At 61.9% G+C, this 12,008-nt stretch carries 8 protein-coding genes; 3 read left to right on the top strand and 5 right to left on the bottom strand.

Annotation, left to right across the window (positions count from 1 at the left end):
* Positions 1-11: 11 nt before the first annotated feature.
* Together PSH86_RS10900 and PSH86_RS10905 are read right to left on the bottom strand one after the other, a co-directional pair.
* Positions 12-506 (bottom strand): DUF934 domain-containing protein, encoded by a 495-nt coding sequence (locus PSH86_RS10900; protein WP_058543993.1) that lies wholly within the window; start codon positions 504-506, stop codon positions 12-14.
* The gene (locus PSH86_RS10905; RefSeq protein ID WP_116831992.1) at positions 490-2,148 is read right to left on the bottom strand and encodes a nitrite/sulfite reductase; all 1,659 of its coding nucleotides are present in this window, start codon (positions 2,146-2,148) and stop codon (positions 490-492) included. Before PSH86_RS10905 ends, PSH86_RS10900 begins: the two co-directional genes overlap by 17 nt.
* 503 nt (positions 2,149-2,651) lie before the next feature.
* Between PSH86_RS10905 and PSH86_RS10910 the strand changes: the two genes are divergently transcribed.
* Positions 2,652-3,791 carry an ABC transporter substrate-binding protein gene (locus tag PSH86_RS10910; RefSeq protein ID WP_163854460.1) on the top strand — a complete coding sequence of 380 codons (1,140 nt, stop codon included), beginning with the start codon at positions 2,652-2,654 and terminating at the stop codon, positions 3,789-3,791.
* Positions 3,792-3,878: 87 nt separating this feature from the next.
* On the opposite strand, the gene PSH86_RS10915 is transcribed toward PSH86_RS10910, so the two are convergent.
* Both PSH86_RS10915 and metH read right to left on the bottom strand, forming a co-directional pair.
* Positions 3,879-4,097, bottom strand: a complete 219-nt coding sequence (locus PSH86_RS10915) for a DUF2970 domain-containing protein (RefSeq protein ID WP_063322005.1) — start codon at positions 4,095-4,097, stop codon at positions 3,879-3,881.
* 54 nt (positions 4,098-4,151) lie between these two features.
* Positions 4,152-7,862: a methionine synthase gene (gene metH, locus PSH86_RS10920; RefSeq protein ID WP_163854457.1), complete on the bottom strand. Its 3,711-nt coding sequence runs from the start codon at positions 7,860-7,862 to the stop codon at positions 4,152-4,154.
* Positions 7,863-8,017: 155 nt separating this feature from the next.
* On the opposite strand from metH, the gene PSH86_RS10925 reads away from it, so the two are divergent.
* Positions 8,018-10,309 carry a fatty acid cis/trans isomerase gene (locus tag PSH86_RS10925; RefSeq protein WP_109751792.1) on the top strand — a complete coding sequence of 764 codons (2,292 nt, stop codon included), beginning with the start codon at positions 8,018-8,020 and terminating at the stop codon, positions 10,307-10,309.
* Between the two features lie 116 nt (positions 10,310-10,425).
* Positions 10,426-11,010 (top strand): Fe-S biogenesis protein NfuA, encoded by a 585-nt coding sequence (gene nfuA / locus PSH86_RS10930; protein ID WP_109751793.1) that lies wholly within the window; start codon positions 10,426-10,428, stop codon positions 11,008-11,010.
* Between the two features lie 201 nt (positions 11,011-11,211).
* On the opposite strand, the gene cobM is transcribed toward nfuA, so the two are convergent.
* Entirely contained in the window at positions 11,212-11,958 is a 747-nt protein-coding gene (cobM, locus tag PSH86_RS10940; protein WP_305489657.1) for a precorrin-4 C(11)-methyltransferase, read from the bottom strand.
* Between the last annotated feature and the right edge of the window lie 50 nt (positions 11,959-12,008).

Consider the following 12,008-nt stretch of genomic DNA (forward strand, 5'->3'; position numbering starts at 1 on the left):
TGTCTCAGGTGTCAGCGACGACGGAACAGCGGCAGCGGCTCGTCAGTGGCGGCCTGGTAGGTCACCGAAAAATCCTTGAGGCTTTCGAGGGCTTCGTAAGGGTCTTTGTCGGCGCGCAAGGCAAAGGCGTCGAAGCCGCAGCGGCGCATGTAGAACAGCTGGTCGCGCAGGACGTCGCCAATTGCCCGCAATTCACCCTTGAAACCATAACGGTCACGCAGCAGGCGGGCGTTGGAGTAGCTGCGCCCGTCGGTGAAAGCCGGGAAGTTCAGGGCGATGACCTGCAACTGGTTGGCGTCCTCGCCAATTTCCTCGGCTTCCTCGTCGGCGTCCAGCCACACGCCCAGGCCGCCGTCGCGGGCCTTGAGGGCGTGGGCATGATCGCGCCACAGGGCCAGGGGCACGATCAGGTCGTCACAATTGGAGATGCCATCGAGGGTCGCGTCCTTGGGCAGCAGGTGCCAGGTTTCGTCGATGACCTCGTTGTTCTTAATGATTCGCTGCATAGACGCGTTCCTTGAAGAGGTCGATGCCAATACGTTGGTAGGTGTCGATGAAACGCTCGTCTTCGGTACGTTGTTCGATGTACACGTCGATCAGCTTCTCGATCACGTCAGGCATGTCTTCCTGGGCAAACGACGGGCCGAGGATCTTGCCCAGGCTGGCGTCGCGGCTACCGCTACCGCCCAGGGAGACCTGGTAGAACTCTTCGCCTTTCTTGTCCACGCCCAGGATGCCGATGTGGCCGACGTGGTGGTGACCACAGGCGTTCATGCAGCCGGAAATGTTCAGGTCCAGCTCGCCGATGTCGAACAGGTAGTCCAGGTCGTCGAAGCGACGCTGGATCGATTCGGCGATAGGGATCGACTTGGCGTTGGCCAGCGAGCAGAAGTCACCGCCAGGGCAGCAGATGATATCAGTCAGCAGACCGATGTTCGGCGTAGCGAAACCTTGTTCGCGCAGCTCGCCCCACAGGGTGAACAACTGGCTCTGTTCAACATCCGCCAGGATGATGTTCTGCTCGTGGGAAGTGCGCAGTTGCCCGAAACTATAGCGCTCGGCCAGGTCCGCCACGGCGTCCAGTTGCTTGTCGGTGATATCGCCCGGCGCGACGCCGGTCGGTTTCAGCGACAGCGTCACGGCAACGTAGCCCGGCTTCTTGTGGGCCAGGGTGTTGCGGGTACGCCAGCGGGCGAAGCCGGGATGTTCTTTGTCGAGGGCTGCCAGTTCCGCGTCCTGGTTGCCCAGCGCTTTGTACTGCGGGTCGACGAAATGCTTGGCGACGCGATGCACTTCGGCTTCGGTCAGGGTGGTCTGGCCGCCACGCAGGTGAGCCATCTCGGCTTCGACCTTCTCGGCGAACACTTCAGGCGTCAGGGCCTTGACCAGGATCTTGATCCGCGCCTTGTATTTGTTGTCGCGACGGCCGTAGCGGTTGTACACCCGCAGGATGGCGTCGAGATAGCTCAGCAGGTCCTGCCACGGCAAGAACTCGTTGATGAACGCGCCGACCACCGGCGTACGCCCCAGGCCGCCGCCCACCAGCACACGGAAACCCAGCTCACCGGCCGCGTTGTAGACCGTCTCCAGGCCGATGTCGTGGACTTCGATGGCCGCACGGTCCGAGCTCGAGCCGTTGATGGCGATCTTGAACTTGCGCGGCAGGTAGGCGAATTCCGGGTGGAACGTGGTCCACTGGCGGACGATCTCGCACCACGGGCGCGGATCGATCAGTTCATCGGCGGCGACACCGGCGAACTGGTCAGTGGTGACGTTGCGCAGGCAGTTGCCGCTGGTCTGGATTGCGTGCATCTGCACGGTCGCCAGCTCGGCCAGGATTTGCGGCACGTCTTCCAGGGCAGGCCAGTTGTACTGGACGTTCTGCCGGGTACTGATGTGGGCATAGCCCTTGTCGTAGTCGCGGGCGATTTGCGCCAGCTTGCGCACCTGACGCGAGGTCAGTTGGCCATAAGGCACGGCCACCCGCAGCATCGGGGCGAAGCGCTGGATATACAGGCCATTCTGCAAGCGCAGAGGGCGGAATTCTTCTTCGCTCAGCTCGCCTGCCAGATAGCGTCGGGTCTGATCACGGAACTGCTTGACGCGGTCCTCGATGATCCGCTGATCGTACTCGTCATATACGTACATATAAGTCTCGGTCTCAGGCTTGGGCCGATCAGAAACAGCTGCATGTTGGCTCGCTGGAATCGGGTTCTGCCTCGGCAATTCTGCGCGCACGGCCGCGCACTCCTAGAGGAGCCGGTGCACGATACCTGTTTTGAGTTATGCGCAAAAGTGATGTTTGAGTATATGTAAAGAACCAAATCTACTAATGAGATTGATTATTGCCTAACCCACATTTGTCGTGCGGGCAATCATCGTCTTAACTGTGGACGAGTCCCTATGCAATCACCTACAAAACCGACAAGAGGCGATGCAATGAGCAATCCGACCAAAGCAAGGAAAAGCGACAGTACCGTTGATGCCTGGGCCATTCTGTTCCTGATTATCCTGGTGGTGGGCACCGCAGTGTTCTGGGTCAGTCATCAATAAGTTCGAGTCGTTGCAGGCTACATGAAGGTCTCGCGTGCATGTGCCCGTTCGCCACCCGGGTCGTTATACTGGGTGGCGTATTGTTTGGGGCGGGCGGGATGTCGAAGTTTATCTGCAGGCTACTGGGGCTGTTATGCCTGTCATTCTGGGCGCACGCCCAAGCCGCCAATGCGGCGTCTTCTTCGATCGAGGCTGTGGCTGCCAGGCCGGCGGCTCCTTCAGTCGTATTCCTTAACCCGGGGCATTCCACCGAAACCTTCTGGGTCAGCTATACCGAATTCATGCAAGCGGCGGCCAGCGGACTGGGCTTGCGGCTGCGTGTGGAATATGCCGAACGCGACCCCCAGCTCATGATTCGCCAGGCGCGCGAGGTTATTACGGCGCAAGACCGTCCGGATTATCTGGTGCTGGTCAACGAACAGTATGTCGCCCCGCGAATCCTGCAATTGGCGCAGGGCAGTGGGGTCAAGCTGTTTCTGGTGAACAACACGTTGACCAGCGATCAGAGTCGCCTGTTGGCGGAGGGCGGTACCCTGCCTGCCGAGTTGCTCGGCAGCCTGGTGCCCAACGATGAGCGCAGCGGCTACCTGATGCTCAAGGAGCTGTTGCGTCAGTACGGGCCGCTGGCGCCTGGGCAGACCCTCGACTTGCTGGCATTTTCCGGGAAGAAACTCACCCCTTCGGCGCAACTGCGCGAGAAAGGCTTGCAGCGGGCGCTGGCCGAGCACCCGCAAGTGCATCTGCGCCAGTTGGTCTATGGCGAGTGGAATCGCGAGCGGGCTTATGAGCAGGCGAGCCAGTTGGTCAAGCGTTATCCACAGACCGCGCTGGTCTGGTCGGCCAACGATGAAATGGCCCTGGGCGCCATGCAGGCATTCGAGGAGGCCGGTCGCCAGCCAGGCAAGGACGTGTTGTTCAGCGCGATGAACAGCTCCAGGGCGGCGCTCCAGGCTCGTATCGACGGGCGCTTGAGCGTCCTGTTCACCGGGCATTTCAGCCTGGGCGGCTGGGCCATGGTCATGCTCCATGATCATGCCCAGGGCGTCGACCTCGCGCGTCATGGCGGCTACAACCAGCAGCTCGACCTGATGCAATCGCTCGATCCGGCCCGCGCCCGCGCGTGGCTGAACATGAATCCTGCCAAGGACTACCGCCTGGACTTCAAGCGCTTCAGCCTGGTGTCCCACCCGGATGGCGAGCGCTATGCCTTTTCGCTCGATGCATTGGGGCGGCGCTAGAGCGGCTCAGATCGAGGCTGGCGAGACGGGGAATATGACTGTTTCGGTTCGAAAGAGAGACCTGGTTCCATACTGTGCAGATACGCTCTATACGCCCGCAAAGTACAACACCAGATTGACGATCCCATACAACGTCAACCCGAAAATCACCGTAAACAGGATGCCGAGGATGATGAAGTGGCTCGGCTTGCCATGGGTGAAGTCGCGGGCGCGGTTTTTCCCGCTTTGCACGCCAAAGGCCGCAGCTCCCACGCTGTGCAGCATTTGCCAGAGGGTGGGCGCCTTATTTTCGGTCGGTTCGTCCATGATGCTCTCCATACACAAGGTCGTATGTGGAGAGCATAGTCAATTGCTGCGGACTTAGTTGTCGTAGCCCAGGTTCGGTGCCAGCCAGCGTTCGGTCACGCTCAGGTCCTGACCCTTGCGTGCGGTGTAGCTCTGGACCTGGTCCTTGTCGATCTTGCCCACGGCAAAGTACTGCGCCTGGGGATGGGCGAAATACCAGCCGCTGACCGCTGCCGCCGGGAACATGGCGTAGTGTTCGGTGAGGAATACGCCGCTGCGTCCGGCCTTCAGTTCGCTGGCCTCGGGGTCGAGCAGGCGGAACAGGGTAGCTTTCTCGGTGTGATCCGGGCAGGCCGGGTAGCCGGGGGCAGGGCGGATGCCGGTGTACTGCTCCTTGATCAGCGCCTCGTTGTCCAGGCTCTCGTCCTGGGCATAACCCCAGTGCTCCTTGCGCACCTGTTGGTGCAGCCATTCGGCACAGGCTTCGGCCAGGCGGTCGGCCAGGGCCTTGACCATGATCGAGTTGTAGTCGTCGCCGGCTTCCTGGTAGGCCTTGGCGACTTCTTCGGCGCCGATGCCGGCGGTGGTGATGAAACCGCCGACGTAGTCGGTCACGCCGCTGTCTTTGGGGGCAACGAAGTCAGCCAGGGAGAAGTTCGGCTTGCCGTCGGTCTTGATGATCTGTTGGCGCAGGTGATGCAGGCGCGCCAGTGGCTTGCCATCGTCGCCGTAGACTTCCAGGTCATCGTCATGCACCTGGTTGGCCGGCCAGAAGCCGAACACCGCACGGGCGCTGATGAGCTTCTCGTCGATCAGCTTGCGCAGCATCGCCCGGGCGTCGGCGTACAGCGCGGTGGCCGCTTCGCCGACCACTTCGTCGGTGAGGATGCGCGGGTATTTGCCGGCCAGGTCCCAGGAAATGAAGAACGGCGTCCAGTCGATGTATTCGGCCAGGACGTTCAGGTCAATGTTGTCCAGCACCTTGGCGCCGGTAAAGGTCGGCTTGACCGGCTGGTAGCTGCTCCAGTCGAACTGCGGCTTCTTGGCCACGGCGGCGGGGTAGCTCAGGCGTTCGGTGCGGGCGCTGCGGTTGGCCGTGCGTTCGCGCACGTCCATGTAGTCCAGGCGGGTCTTCTCGACGAATGCCGGCTTGAGTTCCTTGGACAGCAATTGGGTCGCCACGCCCACGGCGCGGGAGGCGTCGGTGACGTAGATCACTGCGTCGTTGCTGTACTTGGGCTCGATTTTCACCGCCGTGTGGGCCTTGGACGTCGTCGCGCCGCCGATCATCAAGGGCAGGTGGAAGTCCTGGCGCTGCATCTCCCGCGCCACATGCACCATCTCATCCAGGGACGGGGTGATCAGGCCGGACAGGCCGATGATGTCGCACTTCTGCTCCTTGGCTACCTGCAGGATCTTCTCCGCCGGAACCATCACGCCCAGGTCGACGATGTCATAGCCGTTGCAACCGAGCACCACGCCGACGATGTTCTTGCCGATGTCATGGACGTCGCCCTTGACCGTGGCCATGAGGATCTTGCCCTTGGCCTCCGGCTTATCGCCTTTTTCCGCCTCGATGAACGGGATCAGGTGGGCCACGGCCTGCTTCATCACCCGGGCGGACTTGACCACCTGGGGCAGGAACATTTTGCCGGCGCCAAACAGGTCGCCGACGATGTTCATGCCGGCCATCAGCGGGCCTTCGATGACCTCGATCGGCCGGGCGAAAGACAGTCGCGATTCCTCGGTATCTTCAACGATGTGGGTGGTGATGCCCTTGACCAGCGCATGTTCCAGGCGCTTGTTCACTTCCCAGCCGCGCCATTCCTCGGTTTCCGCTTCCTTGACGCTGCCGTCGCCCTTGTACTTGTCGGCGATGGCGAGGAGGGCGTCGGTGCCTTCGGGAGTACGGTTGAGGATCACGTCTTCCACGGCGTCGCGCAACTCCACCGGGATCTGGTCGTAGATCTCCAGTTGGCCGGCGTTGACGATGCCCATGGTCAGGCCCGCGCGGATCGCATAGAGCAGGAACACCGAGTGGATTGCCTCGCGCACCGGATTGTTGCCGCGGAACGAGAACGACACGTTGGACACGCCACCGGAGGTCAGCGCGTAGGGCAGCTCATCGCGGATGTAGGCGCAGGCGTTGATGAAGTCCACGGCATAGTTGTTGTGCTCTTCGATACCGGTGGCAACGGCGAAGATGTTCGGGTCGAAGATGATGTCTTCCGGCGGGAAGCCGACTTCGTTGACCAGGATGTCGTAGGAGCGCTTGCAGATTTCCTTCTTGCGCGCCTCGGTGTCGGCCTGGCCGGCTTCGTCGAAAGCCATCACCACCACGGCCGCGCCGTAGCGCTTGCACAGCCTGGCGTGATGGATGAACTGCTCGACGCCTTCCTTCATGCTGATGGAGTTGACGATGCCCTTGCCCTGGATGCACTTGAGGCCGGCTTCGATCACTTCCCATTTCGAGGAGTCGATCATGATCGGCACGCGGGAAATGTCCGGTTCGCCGGCAATCAGATTGAGGAAGGTCACCATGGCCTTCTTCGAATCGAGCATGCCCTCGTCCATGTTGATGTCGATCACCTGGGCGCCGGCCTCGACCTGTTGCAGGGCCACTTCCAGGGCTTCGGTGTAGTTGTCCTCGCGGATCAGCCGGGCGAACTTGGCCGAGCCGGTGATGTTGGTCCGCTCGCCGACGTTGACGAACAGCGAACTGCGATCGATGGTGAACGGTTCCAGGCCCGACAGGCGGCAGGCCCGGGGGATCTCCGGAATCTGTCGCGGTGCGTAGCCGGCCACGGCCTTGGCGATGGCTTCGATGTGCGCCGGGGTGGTGCCGCAGCAGCCGCCGACGATGTTCAGGAAGCCGCTCTGGGCGAACTCCTCGATGACTTTGGCGGTCTGGGCGGGTAACTCATCGTATTCACCGAACTCATTGGGCAGGCCGGCGTTCGGGTGGGCCGAGACATGGGTGCCGGCCTTGTTCGACAGCTCTTCGAGGTACGGGCGCAATTCGCTGGCGCCCAGGGCGCAGTTCAAGCCCACGGAGATTGGCTTGGCGTGGGCCACGGAGTTCCAGAACGCTTCGGTGGTCTGCCCGGAGAGGGTGCGGCCGGAGGCGTCGGTGATGGTGCCGGAGATCATGATCGGCAACTCAACGCCCAACTCTTCGTAGACCCCTTGCACGGCAAAAATCGCTGCCTTGGCGTTCAGTGTGTCGAAAATGGTTTCGATCAGGATCAGGTCGGCGCCGCCTTCGATCAGGCCCTTGGTGGCCTCGGTGTAGTTCTCCACCAGTTCGTCGAAGGTCACGTTGCGGTAGCCGGGGTTGTTCACGTCCGGCGACAGCGAGCAGGTGCGGCTGGTCGGGCCGAGCACGCCGGCGACGAAGCGCGGTTTGTCCGGGGTTTCCAGGGTCTTGGCGTCGGCCACCTTGCGGGCCAGGCGGGCGCCTTCCAGGTTCAGCTCGTAGGCCAGGCCCTGCATGCCGTAGTCGGCCTGGGACACCTGGGTGGCGTTGAAGGTGTTGGTTTCCAGGATGTCGGCGCCGGCATCCAGGTAGGCTTTTTCGATGGCGCCGATCACGTCGGGACGGCTGAGCACCAGCAAATCGTTGTTGCCCTTGACGTCGCTCGGCCAGTCGGCAAAACGCTTGCCGCGATAGTCCTGTTCTTCCAGCTTGTAGCTCTGGATCATCGTGCCCATGCCGCCGTCGAGGATCAGGATGCGTTCCTTGAGGGCTTGCTGGAGAAGATAAAGGCGAGCGCTGCGATCGGACATAGGACTACCTGGAAAAAAGACCATTACGAAGGCCGGGATGATAGCAAACCTGTGCAGGATTTGATCATGATGGGGTTTTGCATGAATATCGCTCATGTTTGCAAGGCGATGCTGGCCCGGTAGAATCGCCGGACTATCTCTTAGGGACCCGAGACATGCCGTACCGCGTCTTATTCGGCAGTCTGTTGCTGCTGTTGTCTATTGCCGCAGCCGCCGGGAGTCCCGCTCCCGCGATCTCCTACACACGCGACATCCAGCCGATCTTCACGGAAAAATGCGTGGCCTGCCATGCCTGCTACGATTCCGCCTGCCAGTTGAACCTGGGCAGCGGCGAAGGCGCGGCACGGGGGGCGAGCAAGCTGTCGGTGTATGACGGTGAGCGCCGTCAGGCTGCCGATCCGACCCGTTTGTTCTATGACGCCTCCGGGCAGCGCGCCTGGCAGCGCAAGGGTTTCTATTCGGTGCTCGACGCCCAAGGCAGCCAGGCAGCCCTGATGGCACGCATGCTGGAGTTGGGCCACCGCACGCCGCTGCAGCCCAACGCCAAGCTGCCGGAAGACATTGTGCTGGGCCTCAATCGGGAAAACAGCTGTGCGCTGCCGGATCAATTCGACGAATACGCAGGCGCCCATCCCAGGGAAGGCATGCCTTTGGCCGTCACCGGCCTGACCGACCAGCAATACCAGACCCTGCAGCGCTGGCTGGCCGCCGGCGCTCCCATCGATCAGCAGGCCCTGGCCCCGAGCGCCGCCGAAGCCTTGCAAGTGGTGCAATGGGAAAACCTGCTCAACGCCCCGGGTGCCCGGGAGAGCCTGGTGGGCCGTTGGCTGTTCGAGCACTGGTTTCTGGCGCATATCTATTTCAAGGACGGCGAACCGGGGCATTTCTTTCAATGGGTGCGTTCGCGCACTCCCACCGGCCAGCCCATCGACCTGATCAACACCCGCCGTCCGAACGACGATCCCGGCACCCGCATCTATTACCGGCTCTGGCCGGTGCAAGGGGTGATCGTGCACAAGACCCACATCACCTATGGCTTGAGCGCGGCGAAGATGGCGCGGATCAAGAGCCTGTTCTACAGCGGCAAATGGCAGGTCAGCGCCTTGCCGGGCTATGGGCCGGAGCGCCGGGCCAATCCGTTTTCCACGTTTGAAGCGATTCCGGCGCAGGCCCGCTACCAGTTCATGCTCGATAACGCCGAGTATTTCGTGCGCACCTTCATTCGCGGACCGGTGTGCCGGGGCCAGATCGCCACGGACGTAATCCGTGACAATTTCTGGGCGCTGTTCCAGGCTCCCGAACATGACCTCTACATCACCGACCCGAACTACCGCGGCCAGGCCACGCCGTTGCTGGCGATGCCCGGGCAGAACGATGACGTGGGCAGCGTCCTCAGCCTGTGGCTCGACTACCGGGACAAACGCAACGAGTACGAAGCCTTGCGCCGCGACAATTACGCCGAGCTTCCGGCGCCGAGCTGGTCGACGCTATGGGCTGGCAATGACAATGCGCTGTTGAGCATTTTCCGGCATTTCGACAGTGCTTCGGTCACCAAGGGGTTGATCGGGGAGGTGCCGCAGACGATGTGGCTGTTCGATTTCCCGTTGCTGGAGCGTACCTATTACCAGTTGGCAGTGAATTTCGATGTGTTCGGCAACGTCTCCCACCAGGCCCAGACCCGCTTGTATTTCGACCTGATCCGCAACGGCGCGGAGCAGAATTTCCTGCGCCTGATGCCGGCCGACTCCCGGGAAGGCTATCTCGACGACTGGTATCAGGCCGGCGGCAAGTTCAAGATGTGGCTCGATTATGAGTCCATCGACGACGACAAGCCGACCGCCCTCAAGCTCGACGAACGCGACCCCAAGCGCGATTTCGCCCAGCAACTGCTGGCCCGTTATGGCGACCTGAATGCGCGGCCCGATCCGATCAACCGTTGCGACGGCGCCTACTGCTCGCGGCCGAACATCGATCCGACGTTGCAAAACGCCGAGCAGGCCCTCAGTCGGCTGGTGTCGCGCCCGGCGGCGGGGCTCAAGGTGATCGACCAACTGCCGGAAGCGACTCTGCTGCGCGTCGAAACCGCCAGCGGCCATCGTGAGGTCTACAGCCTGCTGCGCAACCGTGCCCACAGCAACGTGGCGTTCCTGCTGGGCGAGGAGGCGCGCTACCAGCCGGGGCTGGACACGCTGACGGTCTATCCGGGCGTGCTCAGCAGCTACCCGAACTTCATCTTCAACATCCCGGCCGGGCAAGTGCCGGCGTTCGTCGATGCCATGGAAAACGCCCAGGATGCGCCGGCGTTCGAGCGGATCGTCGAACGCTGGGGGATTCGTCGCAGCCACCCGCAGTTCTGGGACTACTTCCATGATCTGGACCGGTATATCCAGGAAACGGAGCCTCTGGAGGCCGGTGTGCTGGACATGAATCGCTACCAGAACCTCTGATCGGGAGGCCCGGCGACGGAACCCGTCGCCGCTGGCTGCTTTCCCGACAAAAATACTGGGACTTTGTCCGGCGCGTCGATTGGCGTAAACTGCCGGCAAGCCTGCGAGGAGTTCCCATGACCGCTATTACGATTACCGATGCCGCCCACGATTACCTGGCCGACCTGCTGTCCAAGCAGAACACCCCGGGTATCGGGATCCGCATCTTCATCACCCAGCCCGGCACCCAGTACGCTGAGACGTGCATTGCCTACTGCAAGCCGGGGGAAGAGAAAGCCGAAGACACCGCGCTGGGGCTCAAGAGCTTCACCGCGTACATCGACTCGTTCAGCGAAGCGTTCCTGGACGATGCGGTGGTCGATTACGCCACCGACCGCATGGGCGGCCAGTTGACCATCAAGGCGCCGAACGCCAAGGTGCCGATGGTCAATGCCGACAGCCCGGTCAACGAGCGCATCAATTACTACCTGCAAACCGAAATCAACCCGGGGCTGGCCAGCCACGGCGGCCAGGTTTCGCTGATCGACGTGGTGGAAGACGGCATCGCCGTGCTCCAGTTCGGCGGCGGCTGCCAGGGCTGCGGCCAGGCTGACGTGACCTTGAAGGAAGGCATCGAGCGCACCTTGCTCGAGCGCATTCCAGAGCTCAAGGGCGTGCGCGACGTGACCGACCATACGCAGAAAGAAAACGCCTACTACTGATAGGTGTTCGCTGCGGATATAAAAAACGGTGCCCGTGAGCACCGTTTTTTTATGGGCGCAGATCCGACCGCCGCCAATCCCTGTGGGAGCGAGCTTGCTCGCGAAGGCGTCGGCACATTCAACATCGCTGCTGGCTGATCCACCGCTATCGCGAGCAAGCTCGCTCCCACAGGGGATCCCGGTTGGCTCTTGCTGATCGAGTCAGGGCCTGTAGAGATGCGCATGTCCGGCGCGGTACAGCGACGATTCGCTGAACACCTCATTACCCAGCACGCGCCCCACCAGAATCAGCGCCGTACGGCGAAAACCCTTGGCCTGCACCTTCTCGGCAATATCAGCCAGCGTCCCCAGCACCCAATCCTGATCCGGCCAGGTGGCCCGGTGAATCACCGCGATTGGACAATCGGCGCCGTAGTGGGGCAGCAGTTCACTGACGATCTTTTCCAGATGATTGACCCCAAGGTGAATCGCCATGGTCGCCCCGTGCTGCGCCAGGCTGCTGAGTTCTTCCCCAGCAGGCATCGGGCTTTTGTCTGCGTAGCGGGTGAGGATCAGGCTTTGGGAGATGTCCGGCAAGGTCAGTTCGGCGCCCAGCAGGGCGGCGCAGGCTGAGGTCGCGGTGACGCCTGGGATGATTTCGAAAGGGATGTCCAGTTCCCGCAGGCAACGAATCTGCTCACCGATGGCGCCGTACAGGCTCGGATCGCCGGAATGCACCCGGGCCACGTTCTGGCCCTTGAGATGGGCGCTCTTGATCAATTCGATGATCTGTTCCAGGTGCAGCTCGGCGCTGTTGATCACCTGTTCTGCACAATGACCTTCGAGCACGGCCGTCGGCACCAAGGATCCGGCGTAGATGATCACCGCGCAGTTGCGGATCAGTCGTTGGCCTTTGACTGTGATGAGGTCCGGGTCGCCGGGGCCGGCGCCGATGAAGTAAACGGTCATGACCGGCTCCTGTAGAAGGTGGGTGAGCGCTGCCCAGATGAAAATCGCTC

The sequence above is a fragment of the Pseudomonas sp. FP2300 genome (assembly GCF_030687595.1).
In the GTDB taxonomy this organism is placed as follows: Bacteria; Pseudomonadota; Gammaproteobacteria; order Pseudomonadales; family Pseudomonadaceae; genus Aquipseudomonas; species Aquipseudomonas bijieensis.